General features: G+C 47.3%; 17 protein-coding genes. 3 read left to right on the top strand and 14 right to left on the bottom strand.

The genetic code is table 11. The features are described 5' to 3' along the window. Positions 1-5 precede the first annotated feature (5 nt). Both sat and RBB45_RS23975 read left to right on the top strand, forming a co-directional pair. The gene (gene sat, locus RBB45_RS23980; RefSeq protein WP_009790833.1) at positions 6-1,142 is read left to right on the top strand and encodes a sulfate adenylyltransferase; all 1,137 of its coding nucleotides are present in this window, start codon (positions 6-8) and stop codon (positions 1,140-1,142) included. A 184-nt stretch (positions 1,143-1,326) separates the two neighbouring features. After that, complete coding sequence (locus RBB45_RS23975; RefSeq protein WP_224951875.1) at positions 1,327-2,838, top strand: glycine betaine uptake BCCT transporter; 1,512 nt, start codon at positions 1,327-1,329, stop codon at positions 2,836-2,838. A 216-nt stretch (positions 2,839-3,054) separates the two neighbouring features. On the opposite strand, the gene paaX is transcribed toward RBB45_RS23975, so the two are convergent. From paaX to RBB45_RS23910, 13 genes are all read right to left on the bottom strand, one after another. Then, on the bottom strand, positions 3,055-3,930 hold the full coding sequence (paaX, locus tag RBB45_RS23970; RefSeq protein WP_306010471.1) for a phenylacetic acid degradation operon negative regulatory protein PaaX: 876 nt from the start codon (positions 3,928-3,930) through the stop codon (positions 3,055-3,057). Positions 3,931-4,055: 125 nt separating this feature from the next. Further along, positions 4,056-5,258, bottom strand: a complete 1,203-nt coding sequence (locus RBB45_RS23965) for a thiolase family protein (protein WP_306010470.1) — start codon at positions 5,256-5,258, stop codon at positions 4,056-4,058. A gap of 4 nt (positions 5,259-5,262) precedes the next feature. Further along, positions 5,263-6,117 carry a 3-hydroxyacyl-CoA dehydrogenase gene (locus tag RBB45_RS23960; RefSeq protein WP_306010469.1) on the bottom strand — a complete coding sequence of 285 codons (855 nt, stop codon included), beginning with the start codon at positions 6,115-6,117 and terminating at the stop codon, positions 5,263-5,265. 70 nt (positions 6,118-6,187) lie between these two features. Further along, on the bottom strand, positions 6,188-6,961 hold the full coding sequence (locus RBB45_RS23955) for an enoyl-CoA hydratase/isomerase family protein (protein WP_009790827.1): 774 nt from the start codon (positions 6,959-6,961) through the stop codon (positions 6,188-6,190). A gap of 13 nt (positions 6,962-6,974) precedes the next feature. After that, on the bottom strand, positions 6,975-7,283 hold the full coding sequence (locus RBB45_RS23950) for an EthD family reductase (RefSeq protein ID WP_009790826.1): 309 nt from the start codon (positions 7,281-7,283) through the stop codon (positions 6,975-6,977). A 37-nt stretch (positions 7,284-7,320) separates the two neighbouring features. Beyond that, a complete protein-coding gene (gene paaD, locus RBB45_RS23945) occupies positions 7,321-7,821 on the bottom strand; it encodes a 1,2-phenylacetyl-CoA epoxidase subunit PaaD (RefSeq protein WP_148949557.1) in 501 nt (166 codons plus the stop codon). A gap of 16 nt (positions 7,822-7,837) precedes the next feature. Next, positions 7,838-8,665 carry a 1,2-phenylacetyl-CoA epoxidase subunit PaaC gene (gene paaC, locus RBB45_RS23940; protein ID WP_187445382.1) on the bottom strand — a complete coding sequence of 276 codons (828 nt, stop codon included), beginning with the start codon at positions 8,663-8,665 and terminating at the stop codon, positions 7,838-7,840. After that, positions 8,634-8,999 carry a 1,2-phenylacetyl-CoA epoxidase subunit PaaB gene (gene paaB, locus RBB45_RS23935; RefSeq protein ID WP_094769850.1) on the bottom strand — a complete coding sequence of 122 codons (366 nt, stop codon included), beginning with the start codon at positions 8,997-8,999 and terminating at the stop codon, positions 8,634-8,636. Before paaB ends, paaC begins: the two co-directional genes overlap by 32 nt. Before the next feature lie 15 nt (positions 9,000-9,014). Then, a complete protein-coding gene (gene paaA / locus RBB45_RS23930; RefSeq protein WP_148949559.1) occupies positions 9,015-9,971 on the bottom strand; it encodes a 1,2-phenylacetyl-CoA epoxidase subunit PaaA in 957 nt (318 codons plus the stop codon). An 18-nt stretch (positions 9,972-9,989) separates the two neighbouring features. Then, entirely contained in the window at positions 9,990-11,324 is a 1,335-nt protein-coding gene (locus RBB45_RS23925; RefSeq protein ID WP_306010468.1) for a phenylacetate--CoA ligase family protein, read from the bottom strand. Between the two features lie 254 nt (positions 11,325-11,578). Beyond that, positions 11,579-12,007, bottom strand: coding sequence for a hypothetical protein (locus tag RBB45_RS23920; RefSeq protein ID WP_009790820.1), 429 nt, complete (start codon positions 12,005-12,007; stop codon positions 11,579-11,581). Between the two features lie 735 nt (positions 12,008-12,742). Continuing rightward, positions 12,743-13,498: a TraR/DksA C4-type zinc finger protein gene (locus RBB45_RS23915; protein WP_101547648.1), complete on the bottom strand. Its 756-nt coding sequence runs from the start codon at positions 13,496-13,498 to the stop codon at positions 12,743-12,745. A 120-nt stretch (positions 13,499-13,618) separates the two neighbouring features. Beyond that, entirely contained in the window at positions 13,619-17,032 is a 3,414-nt protein-coding gene (locus RBB45_RS23910; RefSeq protein ID WP_306010467.1) for a hypothetical protein, read from the bottom strand. A 218-nt stretch (positions 17,033-17,250) separates the two neighbouring features. Here RBB45_RS23910 and RBB45_RS23905 point away from each other — a divergent pair, with 218 nt between their 5' ends. Next, positions 17,251-18,627 carry a dipeptidase gene (locus tag RBB45_RS23905; RefSeq protein ID WP_306010466.1) on the top strand — a complete coding sequence of 459 codons (1,377 nt, stop codon included), beginning with the start codon at positions 17,251-17,253 and terminating at the stop codon, positions 18,625-18,627. Positions 18,628-18,663: 36 nt separating this feature from the next. Here RBB45_RS23905 and RBB45_RS23900 read toward each other — a convergent pair whose 3' ends face one another. Continuing rightward, entirely contained in the window at positions 18,664-18,855 is a 192-nt protein-coding gene (locus tag RBB45_RS23900) for a hypothetical protein (RefSeq protein WP_009790816.1), read from the bottom strand. Positions 18,856-18,919: the final 64 nt, after the last annotated feature.

The raw sequence follows: 18,919 nt of genomic DNA, 5'->3' as shown, positions 1-18,919 counted from the left end.
AAAGAATGCCCTGCAGCATACCTCACGGTGGAACACTGATCAACAAAGTCGATTTGAAGAGAAGCTGGGAGGAAATTGAAAAGGAAGCAGAATTGGATGAGGCAGCTTTATCCGACCTTGTTTTGATCGCTACTGGAGCGTATAGCCCGCTGAATGGCTTTATGACTAAAGTAGACTATTGCTCTGTTCTTGAAAAGATGAGATTGGCCGACGGTACAGTCTGGAGCCTTCCCATCACTTTAACGATTCATGAAGCAATGGCTTCCTCTCTTTCCCCAGGAGATTTTCTACGGCTTACATTTAAGGGAAGCACCTATGGTCTTATAGAGCTCAGTGAAATCTACCGGCCTGATAAACGAGAGGAAGCAATAAAAGTATTCCAGACTGATGACCGGCATCATCCGGGGGTTCAGAAGCTTTTTGAGCGAGGTGATGTCTATTTGGCCGGCCAGGTTACCCTTGTAAAATTCCCACCTGCTGATCCGGAATGGGCAGAGTACCTATTCACCCCTGCAGAATTGAGAGAAAAGATACACAGTAAAGGCTGGAACTCAACAGCCGGCTTCCAGACCCGGAACCCTGTTCACCGGGCGCACGAACACATCCAGAAAACAGCCATGGAAATGACTGATGGACTGCTGCTGCACCCCCTTGTCGGAGAAACGAAAAAAGATGATATCCCAGCAGATGTGCGGATGAAAAGCTACAAAGTCCTTCTTGACAACTATTATCCTTCAGACAGGGCTATACTCGCCGTATTTCCGGCGAGCATGAGATATGCGGGGCCGCGGGAGGCCATTTTTCATGCAATAGTCCGTAAAAACTATGGCTGCACACATTTTATTGTAGGAAGGGATCATGCCGGTGTCGGCAATTATTATGGGACTTATGATGCTCAAAATATCTTCCTGCAGTTTACCGAAGAAGAGCTGGGAATCATCATCATGCCGTTTGAACACAGCTTTTACTGCAAAACCTGCGATCAGATGGCTTCAGCCAAAACCTGTCCGCACGGCCCAGAGCATCATCTCCACCTTTCAGGGACAAAGGTGAGGGAAATGCTGAGGAAAGGTCAGCCCCTTCCTTCCAAGTTCAGCCGTCCGGAGGTTTTTGCCATACTCTCGGAGGGTATGAGGAAATGAAGCTGGCGTATATGCCTTCAGCTGCTGAAGAAGCCCCCTTCCTTTTATTTTTCAGGGGGCTTTGCTAAAATACTTTAGATACGGGCCTTTCTTTATTACATAATCCATCAGCGTTCGAAAACAATATACATATGCTCGACTGATGAAGAAGGCCTGTTATCTGTGAAAGAAGGGAGAATAAATTTTGAAGCAAAAACTCGCGGTATTCTACATATCCGTACTATTATTACTTGTACTTGTACTTGTTGGCATTTTTGCACCAAATCAGCTTGAAAGTGTGACTGCCGGACTCCAGGACTTCATCAGCAACGCTTTCGGATGGTATTATCTTATTCTGGTTACACTGCTGGTCATTGTCTGCCTCTACTTCCTGATCAGCCCGATCGGCAGGCTGAAGCTTGGAAAACCTGAGGACAAGCCTGAGTTTTCAAGGGTTACCTGGCTTGCCATGCTGTTCAGCGCAGGGATGGGTATCGGATTGGTATTCTGGGGAGCGGCCGAACCTCTTTCCCATTATGCTGTCAGCTCGCCAACCGGAGAGACCGGCACTGCGGAAGCATTGAAAGATTCTATGAGGTTTACCTACTTCCATTGGGGAATCCACGCCTGGGCTATTTATGGGATTGTCGCACTTGTACTTGCCTATTTTAACTTCAGGCATGGCGAACCCGGACTGATCAGCGCAACCCTGAAGCCTATCTTCGGCGATGCCGTTAAAGGACCGCTGGGCAAGGTCATCGATGTTATTGCTGTCCTTGCTACCGTGATTGGTGTAGCCACCACCCTTGGCTTTGGAGCTGTCCAGATAAACGGAGGCCTGTCCTTCCTTTTTGACATCCCTTCCAATTTCGTTGTGCAGCTGATCATCATATCCATCGTGACAGTGCTTTTCATGATTTCCGCCTGGTCGGGACTTGGAAAAGGCATCAAGATCCTCAGCAATGCCAACATGGGACTGGCCCTGGTCTTATTCGTTCTCATGTTTTTCATTGGCCCTACCCTGTTCATCCTGAACTTGTTCACCAATACAATCGGGACCTATCTGCAGTCTCTCCTTCAGATGAGCTTCCGGATTGCTCCATTGGATCCTGACTCACGTGAGTGGATTAATGGATGGACAATCTTTTATTGGGCCTGGTGGATTGCCTGGTCGCCTTTCGTCGGCATATTCATTGCCCGCGTCTCCAAGGGACGCAGTATTAGGGAGTTTGTGTTTGGCGTCCTTCTCGTGCCGACTGTCATCGGGTTTCTGTGGTTTTCCACATTCGGCGGCTCGGCCATGTATCTTGAGCATGTGAAGAATATTTCAATTTCAGGACTGGCAACCGAGGAAACCCTTTTCGCTGTATTCTCAAACTTTCCGCTTGGAATGGTTCTTTCCATCATTGCCATCATTCTTGTCAGTACATTTTTCATTACGTCAGCTGACTCCGGCACCTATGTCCTTGGCATGATGACAACAAACGGGTCCCATACGCCCGGCAACAGAATTAAACTTACGTGGGGCATCCTGCTTGCCGTCATTTCTCTTGTACTCCTGTACAGCGGCGGGCTGCAGGCACTTCAGAATACCATGATTGTCGCCGCTCTCCCGTTCTCTGTCATCATGGCTCTCATGACCATATCTCTTATCAAAGCATTGTATAAGGAATCAAAGGAACTGGGGATCGGTCAGATAAAAAGACGGAAGCAGTAGAAAAGCGGAAGCGGCTTGCTCAGAATTAAGGAACGCAGGCTAAAGGCGCCACGTCCTGTGGCAACGCCTGCATGACCCGCGTCCACGGGCCCAGCATAAGATACCTTGTGGGGGGCATGAAGAGACCTCTCTTTATGAAAACTAATCTTTACTATTAAAAGCAACATTCTTTACGAGATAGAGCCAAAAAAAGAGACCTTCACGGGTCTCTTTTTTTCATTCAAGTATATAAGGATGATCCAAAACGTCATAATCATCTTCCCTGCTCCCAATTTCATTGCCGTCTTTAAAAACGGATTCGAAAAACCGGGAGGCGGGTTCCGCCAGTTCTTTATAATAATCACTGAAGAGCGAAGCAGCATGGGCCCCGAGCCACTGAACCGGAAGAAGCTCCGCGGGAAGGCCCGGATCGACGAAAAGAAATTTCCTATATTCATGGACCAGCCCCGTCCTCTCTACAAAACAGTCGGCATCTGTCATAAGCCCTTTCTGGATCCTGCTTTTGGCGATAATATATTTCTCGCTGTATTCACTAATGAAGCTCTGGTATTTCCCATTGATTTCGTCCAGGTCCCAGCTTTTCGCCACAATCCTGCTGTTCTCATGGGGGCCTTCATATTCAGCGATAAAGAAATCAACATAATCTTCAATTTTATATTTATCAATCAAGTCGGAAACCTGCTTTTCCAGATTGTTTGCAGAAATCCAGCAGCTGCTGGAAAAAGAGCCGAATCCGCTCCAGACCAGCTCTTTTCTCAGTTCATCCCTGACAGATCTGATCTCTTCCGGTATCGTATACATAAGCATGCGCCATTTGCCGTCCCATTCTTCAGGCTTAAGCTTGAAGATCCGCTTTCCCGCTTCTTCTATTCTTTTCTGGCCCCGATCGGTCAAAGAATAATAGCTCTTATTGCCAGCCTTTTCGGCTTGCACCCATCCTTGCTTATTCATTCTGGAAATTGCAGCCCTCACCGACTGGTCATTATGGCCGAATTCACTTAAAAGCCTGATCAGGCTGCCTATCCAGATTTTGCTTCCGTAGTGTGAGATATAATCTCCATACAATGTAAAAATCATCGATCTTGTATTCAAAGCTCTTCATCCTTTTCTTTCCCTCTGCCATATGCTGTCCCTTGCTGTAGAGACGGATGGCCCGGCCTCTTTTGTGCAATATCTATATATTACATGAAAATTCTTATTTTTAAAACAGCTGGTTCTTATTCTTCCCACCGCTCCAGAATGGCTGCGATTCCCTGCCCGACACCAACGCACATCGCCGCCATGGCATAACGGCTGTTTCTTCTTTTCATTTCATGGACCAATGAAGTCAATATCCTTGCCCCGCTTGCACCAAGGGGATGGCCAAAGGCGATGGCCCCTCCATTCACATTAACGCGGGCAGGATCAAGGCCAAGCTGGTCAATGCAGGCAATCGACTGGGCCGCGAAAGCTTCGTTCAATTCAATAAGGTCTATCTCTTCAATTGAAATGCCGGCCCGTTCAATAGCCTTTCTAACTGCCGGCACAGGGCCGATTCCCATGATAGAAGGTTCAACACCTGCAACCGCTGAAGCTGAGTATTTGGCAAGCGGGCTAAGACCAAGATCAGCCGCTTTTTCCGCACTCATCAGCAAAAGGACAGAGGCCCCATCATTGATGCCGGATGAATTTCCTGCCGTTATCGTGCCTCCGGAAAACAGGGGCTTCAGCTGGCTCAGCTTTTCAAAGGTGGTAGTCGGGCGCGGATGCTCATCAATCGAGAAGGTTTTGGATTCACCTTTGTTTATTAATTCAACGGGGATGATTTCATCGGTCAGCCTTCCCTCCTCCTTCGCTGCCTTCGCCTTCATCTGGCTTTCAAATGAAAAAAGGTCCTGCCTTTCTCTGGTTAACCCGAATTTCTTTGCTACATTTTCAGCCGTTTCCGGCATCGACTCTGCTCCATACATTTCCATCAATGCCGGGTTTGTAAAACGCCAGCCGATCGTTGTGTCGTAAAGCAGCCTGTTCCCCCTCTGGAATTCCTTTTCCGGCTTGGCCATGACAAAGGGAGCCCTTGTCATGCTTTCTGTCCCCCCTGCAATAAATATATCTCCTTCACCGGCCAATATCGCTCTTGCTGCATAATTGACCGCATCAAGTCCTGAACCGCAGAGCCGGTTAACCGTCGTACCTGCTGTTTCGACCGGCAGCCCTGCCAGGAGGGCTGCCATCCTGGCGACATTCCGGTTATCTTCGCCAGCCTGATTGGCATTTCCCAATACAACTTCCTCAATGTCTGCGGGCAGGACCCGGGGATTCCTTGCCAGCATTCCTTTTATGGCCACAGCTGCAAGATCATCCGGCCGGACATCTTTCAGGCTTCCTTTATACCTGCCGATCGGAGTGCGAACAGCATCAATGATGACAGCTTCCCTCATCACCTCATCTCCTTTCCCCATAGTCATATACGCCGCGGCCGGACTTCCTTCCAAGACGGCCTGCTTTAACATACTGCTCCAGAAGAGGTGCAGGCCTGTATTTTTCACCAAGCTTTTCATGAAGATATGTCAAATTGTTCAGCCTTGTATCCAGGCCTACCAAATCCCCCAGTTCAAATGGCCCCATAGGATAATGAAGCCCCAATTTTATTGCTTTATCGATTTCCTCAGCAGTCCCTACCCCTTCCTGCAGCATATAGAAGGCTTCATTGCCGACGAGGGCGCTGATGCGGCTGGTAACAAACCCGGGAAATTCATTGATGATGACGGTTTCTTTGCCCATCTCTTCGGCAGTCTGGCGTATAAATCCCACAGATTCATCGCTCGTCTCAAGCCCTTTGACAATCTCTACAAGAGGCATTTTATGGACCGGGTTGAAAAAATGCATGGCCAGCACTTTGTCCGGCCTCCCGGTAAAAGAGCCGATTTCCGTCGGGCTCATTGTCGATGTATTTGAAGCAAAAATGCAGTCTTCTGAAGCATGCTGATCGATTACTTCAAATATGTTCCTCTTAATATCAAGCCTTTCAGGGACAGCTTCAATGATGAGATCGGCCTCGGCAGCATTGCTTGCCAGGCTTACTGAAAAATGCAGCTTCTCCCAAGTGTTTGAAACCTCATTTTCTGTCATCTTCCCCCTCTGCACACCTTTTTGCATGATAGATGAGATTTCTTTTTCAGCATCCTTTAGCTGGGCATCGCTGATATCAACCAAGACAGTCTGGAAACCGCTGGCTGCACTAACATAGGCAATGCCCCTGCCCATGACCCCGGAGCCGATGACCACTATCTTTTTCATCCTTATCCCCCCGTAAGTGAATTGAAAAGAAAAAGCACCCCAGAGCGAGTGCCAAAATGGTAAGCCTGTGCTACATGCCTATAAAAGCTGCCTTCCTTTTCTCGAGAAAAGCCTGAACACCTTCCTGATGGTCTCTCGTCAGCCCGGCCATCCGCTGACCTTTGGCGTCTTCTTCCAGGTAGTCATTTAGATTCAGTTCCCAGCAATCCTTAAGCTGTTTTTTAATCAATCCTGCGGCTGCAGTCGGGAGGGCGGCTGCTCTATCAGCGAACAATCTTACACCTTCCTCCCAGCTTTCGTGAGGGATAACCCTTGTCGCCAGTCCCAGCCGCAAAGCTTCTTCAGCGGTCACTTTTTCCCCCAGCAAGGCAAGCTCCAAAGCTTTTGCCTGGCCAATCAGCCTGGGCAGGAAAAACATATTGCCTGCATCAGGAATAAGGCCGACATGTATAAAAGACTGAATGAAGCTTGCTTTATCCGAGACAAGCCGGAAATCGCAGGCGAGCGCCAGGCTCATCCCGGCCCCTGCGGCAACACCATTTACTGCTGCAATGACAGGCTTTTCACAATGATACAGCTCCATGACCATCGGGTTGTACCTTTTCCGCAGAATTTCCCCATGATCTGTGTTTTCGCTGACACTGCCCAGATCCTCCCCTGAACAGAAAGCCCTGCCTTCACCGGTTATGACAATTGCTCTTATCCTGGGGTCAGACCCCGCCTCCCGCAAAGCCTGCCCGATTTCACTGTTGAGATCTGCCGTAAAAGCGTTCAGCTTTTCCGGCCTGTTGAGCCTGATCCAGGCAATCTTACCTTCAGCTTCATAAATGATAGTCTGATACATGGGACGCGCCCCCTTATTCTTCTGTTTCTTCGCCGATCATCAGGGTGATGATATCGCCTGCAAATGACATGGCATCTTTTCCGGAGGCTTTTCCTTCGTCCGTTTTCATGGCAGCTTTGAGTGCTTCATGACTGTCATAAAACATTTCGCACATAAGGTAATACTTGCCTTCTCCACCCATGGGACTGCCGGTGATTCTGGTAACCTTCATTTCCCTAAGCCCTGGTATCTTGGCTGTAAGTGGCGCATGCGTCTTAAAATAATGCTCATCGAAGGCTTCCTTATTTTCGGGGTGTTTGTAAAGCGCGATCAGTTTTACCATTTTCTATCATCCTTTCAATCTATAAGTTTATTATTGCCTATAAAAGGCTGGATACCGGCTTCATGGCTTCAAAAGGATTCCTGCATGCACGGCAGTACAGCAGGCTCCTGCAGGCAGTCGGCCCGAATATATTTTCAAGGGAGGTGTAAGGAGAGCCGCAGTAAGGGCAATCCACCTTCCACACTCCGGTTTCTTCCACTCTTTCCGGGGCCGGCGCGATGCCGAATTCTTTCAGATGCGTTCTGCCCTTTTCAGAAATCCTGTCAGAAGTCCAGGGAGGATCATAGATGAAACGCACTTCAGCAGACTGTTCGAGATCCAAATACCTTAGTTGTTCTTCAACGCTGCTTTGAATCATTTCAAGGGCTGGGCAGCCCAGAAAGGTAGGCAGGAGTTCAATCAATATTCTTTCTTCCTCCACCTGCACTCTTTCGACCATTCCAAGTTCAATAATGGAGACAGCCGGGATTTCCGGGTCTTTGACTACATTCAGTGCTCTAAGAATAGATTGCTCGAGCTCGTTTCCGGCGTTGTCCATATCTACACTTCCTTTTTCACCAGCAGGCTGCCGGGTCGCTTCTGTACACTTCAGAAAGTGTATCCAGAGCTTCTGTTAAGTCTTTTGTATGCTGGCCTTCTCTTCCATTCCCCAAATCAAGCCCGAATTGGCGGGGGAAAAGAGAGCCGGCTGCTTCAAATACGGAGGACAGATTTGCTTCCAGGCTTATTAACAGCTGCTCTTCCCCGGCTATCAGACCCTCGGCCTGCATTTCTTCTGCAAGCGGACCCAGATGTAAGAGATCCCCCATCATGGTATAGATGCCAGATGCCGCTTCCTCCATGCGCCTCCTCGCCTCCCCGCCGGCCTGCATCAGCTGCAGGAACCAGGTTTTCCAATGAAGAAGATGGTAGTGAAGCTCCATGCTTATTTTTACGGCAGCTGTCCGGAGCGGAAGAAAGGAGGAAGTTTTCAGCGATTCCATTTTCACTTTCTTTGCGTATACATAGAAAAAGTTACGGACAACAGCAAAAGCCCAATCATACTGGGGATTCTGCAGATAATGGCCCGGCCCATTCGCCCTTTCGGCAAGGATGCTGTTCCTTCTTTCTTCAGCCTTCCTTAAATGGGCGAGATTATCTGAACTTCCCTCCCCCATTTCCTCCAGAATCTGATAAAACATACTGGCATGCCCCATGGTGTCCTGGCTGATAGAGGAAAAAGCAACATCCTCTTCGATGTGCGGAGCAAGGCCGAGCCACTCTGAACCGCGGTATGAAAGGATGAAATCATCATCCGCGAGCTGGTATAATAGTTCAATGGCAGCCCTGGAAGCTTTATTTCCAGGCTGCTCAGCCTTCAGTTCGCCTGTCAATGTTCCCATTCCCTCCCCAAGAAAGAATTTCTTTTTCATCCAGCATATTCTGTTCGTACTGGCGCCATTTCTTCTTTAAATATCCGTATCCTTTTGCAGTCCTGTAATCCTTGTTATCGAGCCGCTGAAGGGTGAGCCTCTCCTCCGGATCCATCTTGCGTATCTGTGAACGCTTGACGACCCAGATGTCAGCAACCGGCTCTCTTCTCATGAAATTTTCCTGTGCAAAAACAAGGGCAAGCTCTTCATTTGGCGCCATCAGCGAAAATTGATGCTGCATTGGTGACGTATCCGTTTTTTTGCTGAACACTTCGTATTCACTGTAAAATTCAGAAGCAGGCACATGCTCCCTCCTTTCTTAATTAGCCTGTACACTCAGTGCATCCCGGACCCATTGGGAGGACTGATAGGCATCCCGGCGCAGACTCAGCCTTTCAGCCGATTTCGGGCCGCTGTTGCTGATAATTTCTTTAAAGCGGCTCCAGTCAGGCTGTTTATATGTCCATCCTGTTTCTTCACTGTATCCCAGGGTCGGATCCGGTATGGTCAGTCCGAGTGAAAGGATCCTTGGCACATACTTCGAAAAGAAATCCTGCCGCAGCTCTTCATTTGTTTTCGTCCTGATCTTATACTTAATCGTAATATCCTGCTTGGACGTACCGGTCGCCCGGGCATCTGCCGGGCCGAAAAACATCAATAATGCTTCCCACCAGCGATTGACAGCATCCTGAACCATTTCTCTCTGCTTTTCTGTCCCCTCGGCCAATGCCATGATGATCGCCTCACCATGCTGGGCATGGAAAACCTCTTCAGCGCAGATTCGTTTTAATGCTCTTGCATAAGGTCCGTAAGATGAACCAAGCATATTCGTTTGGGTGATGATCGCTGCACCGTCGACCAGCCAGCCTATAAGCCCGGCGTCCCCCCATGTAGGAGCCTCCATATGAAAGACATTGTGGAATTTGAGCTTCCCTGTAAAAAGATCTTCCATTATATGTTCCCTGCTTTTGCTAAGCGGCAGCATCAGATCCTCTGCAACCCGAAGCAAAAGCTGTCCGTGGCCCATTTCATCCTGGACCTTGGCCATGATGCCAAGCTTCCTTTTTAGAGTCGGCGCTTTAGGGACCCATTCCTTTTCAGGCAGGGCACCCATGATTTCGCTTATTCCGTGCATGCTGATCAGCTTGATGAGTGTAAGCCTGTAATCATCGGGCATCCAGTCATCCGCTTCTATTTTTTCCCCATTAGAAATCCTTTCCATAAAGTTTCCCAGCTTCTCCTCTTCGGTTAAAGAAGAATACAGCTGTCCTGCCATATTGTCAGCCTCCTTCTATTAAATCCCGCTTATAGCTTCAGGGGCATTTTTGTTATTAATTATTCTCACAGCTTTCCCCTCGGACCGGGGAATGCTTTTCGGCGGATGAAGATCAACGGAAATGGAAATATAGCATTGAGATTGTAAATGGTTTTTAAGCCTCATTCGGATAGCTTCCGCATAATCGGACTGTAAATCGCCGCCCATCTTTGAATAGGACCTTTCCTCCAATTCAAGATGCAGGACAAGTGATTTGAGAGCCTTGCCGGAATGAAGTGCAATCTGATAGTGGGGGGAGATATCTTCCTGGCCAACCAGACAGCTTTCTATCTGGGAAGGAAAAACATTCACGCCATTAATGTTCAGCATATCGTCGATCCTGCCCCTTATTCTCGACATCCTGGCAGTGGTCCTTCCGCACTTGCACGTTTCCTTTGACAGGCTGGCAATGTCACCGGTCCGGTAGCGGATAACAGGAAAGGCTTCTTTTGAAATGCTTGTGAAGACCAGCTCCCCTCCACTCCCAAAAGGAAGCGCTTCCAAAGTTTCCGGATCGATCACCTCCGCAATGAAATGATCCTCGGCGATATGCAGCCCATCCTGTGCCTCATGGCATTCCATGCTGATGCCAGGACCCATAACCTCGCTTAAGCCGTAAATGTCGCAGGCTTTAATGGCGAGCTTCATCTCCAGAACTTTACGCATTTCTTCCGACCAGGCCTCTGCTCCGAATATGCCGTATTTCAGCGAAGTACTTGCAGGATCGATACCCATTTCCTCCATCTTTTCAGCAAGACTTAATATATAAGAAGGAGTCCCGCATATAACGGAAGGTTTAAAATCCTGAATGAGCATGATCTGCCGTTCCGTGTTGCCGCCTGAGACAGGTACAGTGGCCATTCCGAGATGTTCGCTGCCATAATGCAATCCAAGGCCCCCCGTAAAAAGGCCGTATCCATATGCATTATGCAGCCGTTCGCCAGGTCTTCCGCCACCCAGCGCAATGGCACGGGCGACCAGCTCTGTCCAAATCTCAATATCCTTCTTTGTATAGCCGACAACCGTCGGCTTTCCGCTCGTGCCAGAAGAAGCATGCAGACGGACCACTTTATCCATCGGAGCAGCAAAAAGGCCGAACGGGTACTGGCTCCTTAAATCTGCTTTCTCTGTAAATGGCAGTTTTTTTAGATCTTCTAGCGTCTGAATATCCTGTGGCACCAGGTTAGCTTCAGAAAATCTTTGCCTGTAAAATGGCACTTCGTGAAAAACTCTTGCTGCTGTAATCTTAAGCCCTTCCAATTGAACGGCTTCAATCACATCTCTGCCCGATTTTTCAATGCTATGAAGAATCAAAGGGCACCCTCCTATTCCCTTTCCGTCATATAACGTAAAAAAATCGTCTCGTTTAATATCTGTTATACCATTAAGATAACCTGAAAAAAATCCGTTGTCAAATTATTTTTCAGAAAATTCAATCCTCGTTAAATATTATGCCAGATGGAGGATTCTTTTTTTCTCAGTCTTCAGTCACTCATTCGAAGCTTCCTTATAGAATCTAAAAGCCGGCAGGAGAATTTGATCTCCTGCCGGCTATATGATTGAACTCACTATTCCCCGCATTGGCCTTGGGTTGTACATAATTCCTGCAGAGAAAAGTCCCCTTCAGGCAGTGAAATAAAGGTAAACCCATCCTCACTGTATAATTCCCATCCCTCAAAATGGCAGCTGTCATGAAATAAGTCAAGAACTATTGAGCCGGAAAAAGCGATGCGCAGCATTTTAACTTCCTCCATAAAAATCACTTCAATTACCTGACAGCCGATGAGAGACTCTTTCAGCTGAACATTGGCAGGAACCTCACGGGAATCACTGCTTCCAGCCATGATTTTATTTTCGCGCTGGAGCCTCCATGGACACTCAGCGACAAGGCCGCCTGCTGTCAGCTCCAGTTCAAGCAGAGAATTTGAGCCAATAATAACATTGACAATGGATTGCTTTTCAAAATGCGAAAAATCGATACCGCTTAATTTGCTCATATAGTTGTATTCTCCCAGCTTTATATACTTCTTTTAAAACATCGCAGCACTGGTCTGTAAGCACCTTCCATTTTTTTAAAAGTAATGTAATCATTTTTGTATGTATGTTATCAGGATTATATGGTTTCAATAAAAAGCAGCCTGTTTGGATGGAAGCTTTTTGTATTTTTTAGCAGAAGGGGGTGAGTTTGACCGTTGGAGGACCTCTGATTTAATTATTTCAGTTTAGAGGGTTCCATTCCGCTCTTTTGAGGCCCTCTGATTTGATTTTTTCGGTTTAGAAGGTTCCATTTCGCTCGTTTGAGACCCTCTGATTTGATTATTTCAGTTTAGAGGGTTCCATTTCGCTCTTTTGAGGCCCTCTGATTTGATTATTTCAGTTTAGAGGGTTCCATTCCGCTCGTTTGAGGCCCTCTGATTTGATTTTTTCGGTTTAGAGGGTCCTATTCCGCTCCGTTAAGACCCTCTATACCTCTTTTTCCTGCTTAGGGGGTTCTAGTCTGCTCCTCTAAGACCTCTGTACGGCTTTTTCCTTGTTCAGAATGTTCCAGTTCCCTTTTGGCTAAAAATTATCTTTCATCCCTTTATGTTTCTTTTATTATATCCTTGAAAAAAATCCATGCCAAATCATTAACCCCTGTTTTCGGCAGATACGGTGTATCTGTTGAGCCACAAAGAAAACGGAAAACTACTTGTCCTGCACCCTTCACATAAAAAAAAGCCAACTCCTAAGAGTCAGCTTTCGTCTTCGACATATGGATCATGTTCATAGGCAGGAAGGTCGCCGAAGGTTGTCATGATGCCTTCTTCATCAAGGGCCTCTTCATACCTTTCATGCTGTGCACTTGGGTATACTGTGATGTTCTTGCCTTCAATATCGGTACCGATGAAGTTTTCATAATCCTCAACATAACCGATATTTTCCTCTGCTTCTATATTGGTATCGTTATAATGGTCATGCGGAACAATAAAGTCGGAAGGCGTTTCGGAGTTCCCCCAGCTTTCGACTTCCTGCCATGCGTCCTCTGCATCGAATGAAACATTTTCATCCTGTTCGTCCATATCGAATTTACCGAAAGGAGGCATCAGCACACCTTCTTCGATCGGCCTTTCATGGGAAGTAACCTGGTCAGGGCTGTGCTCCTTGCAGTACGTTGTGTTCGGCAGAGCTTCCAGGCGTTCTTTTGGAATTTCTTTATGGCATACTTCACAAATGCCATAGGTCCCCTGGTCAATCGCCTGCAGCGCTTTGAGTATATTGCTCAGTTCAAGCTTATAGTGCTCATTCAGCGCCAGGTCTTTCTCGCGTTCGTATAGCTCAGTTCCTTCGTCGCCAGGATGGTTATCGTAGCTGGACAGCTCCCCGACGGATTCATGGGGATGGTCCCTTGTCAGGTCGAAATTGTCATTGGACTGAAATCTTTCTTCGAGATCTTTTTTTTCATGCAATAGCTGGGAACGGAACGCTGCTATTTCGTCTTTAGTAAGCAAGATTCCATCTCTCCCTTCTGTTTTGTTCTACCTATATTTTGGGATGTACGGTGCAATCTCATGAGTGTTAAATAGTGTTAAATGAACAAAAAAGGAAAGGCCGCTGGGCCCTCCCTTTCTTTATTTCCATTTTTTCAGACCCTGGATGATCCTTTTTCGGAAACGTTCCAGTACGCCAGTCTCACCTTTTGCCACTTTCTGCTTATTCCATTCATAATAGCTTGCAGCTGCAATCAAAAGGCTTCCGGCGATCAGAAGGTACGCCCACCATGGCAGATTGCCCCAAAACGGCCTGGATTGCATCAATACATTAAGTAAAAGAACGGCAAAGCCTGTGAAGAAATATGATTTGATCTTCCAGATCAGCCCGCCAAAAATGGACAGCAGCGATAAAATTCCAATGATCAGGGCATCCTGAATGGTTGAGCCTGCAAGAGCGTCCTCCACTAGAAGAACGGCTGACACAGCAAGCACTGCCCATTGAAGCTTGCTGATGAAGTCCGGGAAACGCCCCTTCAGGATCAGTCTTATCAGTATGCTAACTGCAATGAAAGGAAGCACATATGCCTCCCTGCTGAGCACTTGAGGGATCGGCAAATATTCTACAAGGGCAAAGTATGGCTGAAGCAAAAACATTGCACCGGCAGCGGGAGGAATCCAGCCCCATTCCTGCGGCATCCGCCTGCCTTGAGACCATAATGCCAAAGAAATGAGAATGCCCGGCAGCATTTCCGTAAGAATTCCGCCTTCCGCCGGATACATTCCTGCCAGGAAAAGCAGGCCGGCGGGTGTATAGCTGTCAAACCTCAAACTCCGTTCCGTTATTTCATAAAGCTGTTTGTAAAGAAATTGGCCGATAAAGATCAACACAGCCCCCATTCCGCCCATAACCAGCATCCAGGGTACAGATCCCATACCAGATGCTGTAACATACATCATAGATGCAAACCAGATGAGGACCAGCGGAACACCATTCAGGAGCTCCCACCTTCTGCTGTGGATATAATATAAGATAGCAGCACCATATATCACAGATAAGGAGAAATCCGCCAGTCCAAAAGGATACACCAGCACCGAGAATGCAAGGCCGATTAAGGAGAATGGGACAAGATAATAAGGCAGCCTCTTTTGATCTTCCTCTGACATTAGGCGTGAAAGCCCATAGGTCACAAAGCTTGAGAGCAGAAAAACATACTGCCTGCTGCTTCCCTCAAAAATCAAAAGGTCAAGCGAATAGAAAAACAAAAACAGCGATAAACAAGCACTATATAAGAAGGCTTTCGTTTGCCACTCATGATAGGATTGCCGGGAACTGATCCAATATACCGCACCTGCAGCAGCCAAACTGATGAAAGCATGCTCACTATGTAGCAGCCAGGTCAAAACCAATGCAAACGGAAGATAAATATGGGCTGACCATGCAAAAGAACGAAATAGCATTTGTTCTTTATTCCTTAAGAAAGCCGAAATTCCGGCAAGGACAATGCCCGGCATGACAATCTCTGTCCATCGGACTATTTCAGGCAAGAGCACAGCCTTGCTGACGGCAGTTAAAAGAGCAAAATATGCTGCAAACACGATTGCCGGCATCAGATAAGATGACAGCCTATTTTTCACTGCTTTATGAAGTCTGAAATAAATCCCTATTCCGCAAACCAATACCGCTGCTCTGGCCCACTCATTCAGCGGGAGGAAGATCGCAGATAGAACGGCTGCCGAATAAAAGGCCTGTGAAATAAAAAACATATATTTACTCATTGCCGGCTCAATTTTCCTATTCAGCAGCATGCCTGTCGCCAAACTGGCTGCAGCCAGGAATGCATTCATCGCAAATCCGAGTGTCTCTCTGTAAAATGGCCAGCTGGTCCGCAGCCATTCCCCCCAGGAGAAGAAGGCAAGTGCAAAGGACAAAGGAACTGCCCATGACAAAGCTTCGTTGAACTCCTGCCTTTTTTCAGCGGTTCGGGACATCCAGAACAGGAAGCTGAGAAGCAACAGCATAACGCCTAGCCTGCCCCAGCAGGCAAAGCTTGCTGACAGCAGCATGCAGATGCCCATTACACCCAGTCCGATATCACGCGAACTTTGGCTGATAACACGAAGAAATACCGGTGTTTTAAGGATGCCGAATATAACATATATAACAGCGCCCGATAGAAAAACAGGCAATAGAAAATTTTTGAATGAGAAAAATCTATCAGCCAATAACAGGAGCTCCCATGATGCCGCGAATAGAAAAACAGGGCTAAAATAAGCAAAAAAACCATTTTTTCCTTCAGCCAAAAACAAAAACTGGCCGGAAAGAATCAGGTAAGCGAGGAGCATGCTAATGGACGGTTCATTCAATCCTGCCAGCGCTGCCTCTGCACTTATCAATAAGAAGACAAAAAGAGACACAGCTGCACTCGTCCAGTTGAATATCTTCTTCCAGCCTTCATCTTCCCTGAGCAGTTTTGGCAGGAACATAAACCCTGCACCGGCAGCAGCATAAATTGCCGGGCTAAGAAGCTCCAGCAGGGAATTTTCCGTCAGCTGGTATATCCCCATAACAATCAGCAGTGTGAACGCATAATGATATTCCTTCCTGCCGGAAACATACACACTCGCCATAAAGAGAACAGCTGCAAGAAGCAGATTGATGCCAACACTAAAAGTATTCTGATAAAAAGCCAGCATCATAACAGTAGACAAAATCAGGCTTGCCTGGACGATATAAGCCAGCTCCCTAAAGAACAGGGGAGAAATACTCTTTTTCCGCCCCTTCAGGAACAGGGCAATCAGTCCCGCATTATAAATCATCATGCCTAAATAAAAGGTATCCTGCCTTGCCCCCAGTGCAAGCAGCAGGAAGCCGGCAGCCGATGTTAATGCTGAGAAAGCAAACCAGACGAAAAGCCTTGAACCCATTTGCCGGGCAAGGAAACCATAAAACGGAGCCAGGATTAAAGCTCCTGCAGCAGCATAAAAATAGCTCCCCTCACCATAAAAAGATAAATACTCGCCCATGAGACCGAACCAGCTTACCGACAGCAGAAAGATGGGCAGAAACAAGCTCCCCAGCACATTGAAGGCAAGAGCAGTCTTTTGTATTCCAAGAAGCTTCCCGGCTGCAAGGGAGATCCCGAAGAACAGCAATGAAACAAGTGCGATGGAACCGCTCTTCATCCAGTCGCTCATTTCATCCCAATTGCTGGTTGCGACAAAAAGCCCTCCAACCAGGAGCAGCACAACACCGAGATTCAGCGTCATTGATATATTCCGTTCCCGCACTTCCTCGGGGCTCCGTGTTTTTTCTTCAGCAGAAGGCTTTTCAGGTACAGATACAGGCGCAGGTGCATTGATCACCTTCTCTTCCTTTTTCGGCTGCTCAGCCGTTTTCAATTCCACTGCATCCAATTCCAGTGACTGATAGTAGGAAAGATGGGCTTCAAGCACCCGGCTGTAATCGTCCGGACCAATGAATTCCTGCTTTTTCAGTTTATACAGTTCTTTTTGGAAAATTTGCTTTTCATGCTCTTTGGTAAGAGAACCCAAGGATATGCCCCCTTCTGTGGATTAAAATTCCATTATATTCATTTGGTGTAATATTACACCAAATGAATCCTTTTTAAAACTATTTTTTAAAAAATTGACAGAATTTTTGCAAGAGGGAGGTTTTCTTAACCGCTATGGAGAATATAAAGTATTTATTTGCGAAGGCTCTGCCGGCTGCGGGAATATACCCAGCCCGTACAGAGAAATAGGAGGCTGCTATGCTAAACAATGTATTCGATTATTTGAAAAAAGAACGCGACACCCACCTGCAGGAGCTGACGGAGTTTTTATCGATTCCAAGCATCAGCGCCCTGCCTGATCATAAGGAAGATGTCAGAAAGGCAGCAGAATGGACGGCGAAAGCGCTTGAAAAAGCTGGTGCTGAGAATGTCAATATCTATGATACTTCCGGCCATCCGGTTGTATACGGAGACTATATAAGGGATGAAAGCAGACCGACTGTCCTGATATATGGCCATTATGATGTCCAGCCGGCCGATCCGCTTGAGCTCTGGGAAAGTGCGCCTTTCGATCCCGAAATCAGGGATGAGAAAATCTTTGCCAGGGGAGCGAGCGATGATAAAGGACAGGTCTTCATGCATATAAAAGCTTTTGAAGCACTGTTGAAGGTGACTGGAAATGCACCTGTCAATTTTAAGTTTTGCATAGAAGGTGAAGAGGAAATCGGGAGTCCGAATCTGCCAAAATTCGCTGAGGAGCATAGAGAGCTCCTTTCTGCAGATGCAGCGGTGATTTCGGATACCAGCATGATGGAAAAAGGCAGGCCCTCCATATGCTATGGACTAAGGGGGCTCTGCGGGCTGCAGATTGACTTGAAAGGAGCAAATGCTGATCTGCATTCAGGTTTATATGGAGGAGCGGTGCAAAATCCGATACATGCCTTGGCTAAAATTGTGTCTTCCTTTCATGATTTTGACGGTAAAATATTGGTCGACGGCTTCTATGATCAGGTGGAAACATTGACCGAGCAGGAAAAAGAGGCTTATGATGCACTTGGCTTAGAGGATGACAGCTTTAAATCACAAGCCGGCGTAAAGGAGCTGTTTGGGGAATCGGGGTACTCAACTGTTGAGAGGCTTTGGGTCAGGCCGACTTTGGAAGTGAATGGAATCGGCGGAGGCTTCCAGGGTGAAGGGATCAAAACGGTCATCCCTTCCCGGGCATCAGCCAAAATCACCTGCCGCCTTGTCCCCAACCAGGACCCAGATGAAATCGCCCGCCTGCTCGAGGAACATATCAAAAAGCATACTCCTCCTGGTGTAGAACTGAGCGTTACCTTATTTGACAAAGGAGCGCCTTATGTTACTCCGTTTGACCACCCGGCCATCCAGACTGCCGGAAAAGCTTATGAAAAAGTATACGGTGTGCCGGCGGCTTTCACCCGCGGAGGGGGATCGATCCCGATCGTTTCCGTTTTCGACCAGCTGCTGGGTCTGCCCGTCGTCCTGATGGGCTTCGGTCTGCCGGAAGAAAATTTCCATGCTCCCAATGAGCACTTCCATCTTGAGAACTTTGATAAAGGCATGCAGACCCTCTGCCATTACTGGGCTGACCTGGCGGAGGAAAGGTTTTGAGACCATAGGAAAAAGGCGCTTCTCAGCGCCTTTTCTTTATTTCCTGATAGAAACCAATTTTACATCATCAAAGCTGAAACGGTGGTAATTTTCCTCTTTGTCGGTAAACTCAATAAATCCTTCAAGGTCCTTGATCCTTCCAATAACTTCAGAACGGCTTTCGGCCTCAATCTCCTCAATGACCTCCAGGCCTTTCTCAAATGTGTAAACAATTTTAAAATTTTCCATTGCTAACATCTCCTCTTTTATTCTATATGATTGCCTTCACCGGAAGGAAGGTCTCCAAACCGCG

The sequence above is a fragment of the Bacillus sp. MMSF_3328 genome (genome assembly GCF_030733525.1).
In the GTDB taxonomy this organism is placed as follows: domain Bacteria; phylum Bacillota; class Bacilli; order Bacillales; family Cytobacillaceae; genus Bacillus_AB; species Bacillus_AB infantis.
The sequence above is the reverse complement of the archived record's forward strand: the minus strand, read 5'-3'. Positions and strand labels throughout refer to the sequence as shown.

Bases quoted from the DNA above. Each gene is read 5' to 3' on its own strand.
- sat (WP_009790833.1), top strand. From the start codon at position 6: ATGCCCTGCAGCATACCTCACGGTGGAACACTGATCAACAAAGTCGAT.
- RBB45_RS23965 (WP_306010470.1), bottom strand. From the start codon at position 5,258: ATGAGGGAAGCTGTCATCATTGATGCTGTTCGCACTCCGATCGGCAGG.
- RBB45_RS23960 (WP_306010469.1), bottom strand. From the start codon at position 6,117: ATGAAAAAGATAGTGGTCATCGGCTCCGGGGTCATGGGCAGGGGCATT.
- RBB45_RS23955 (WP_009790827.1), bottom strand. From the start codon at position 6,961: ATGTATCAGACTATCATTTATGAAGCTGAAGGTAAGATTGCCTGGATC.
- RBB45_RS23950 (WP_009790826.1), bottom strand. From the start codon at position 7,283: ATGGTAAAACTGATCGCGCTTTACAAACACCCCGAAAATAAGGAAGCC.
- paaD (WP_148949557.1), bottom strand. From the start codon at position 7,821: ATGGACAACGCCGGAAACGAGCTCGAGCAATCTATTCTTAGAGCACTG.
- paaC (WP_187445382.1), bottom strand. From the start codon at position 8,665: ATGGGAACATTGACAGGCGAACTGAAGGCTGAGCAGCCTGGAAATAAA.
- paaA (WP_148949559.1), bottom strand. From the start codon at position 9,971: ATGGCAGGACAGCTGTATTCTTCTTTAACCGAAGAGGAGAAGCTGGGA.
- RBB45_RS23920 (WP_009790820.1), bottom strand. From the start codon at position 12,007: ATGAGCAAATTAAGCGGTATCGATTTTTCGCATTTTGAAAAGCAATCC.
- RBB45_RS23905 (WP_306010466.1), top strand. From the start codon at position 17,251: ATGCTAAACAATGTATTCGATTATTTGAAAAAAGAACGCGACACCCAC.
- RBB45_RS23900 (WP_009790816.1), bottom strand. From the start codon at position 18,855: ATGGAAAATTTTAAAATTGTTTACACATTTGAGAAAGGCCTGGAGGTC.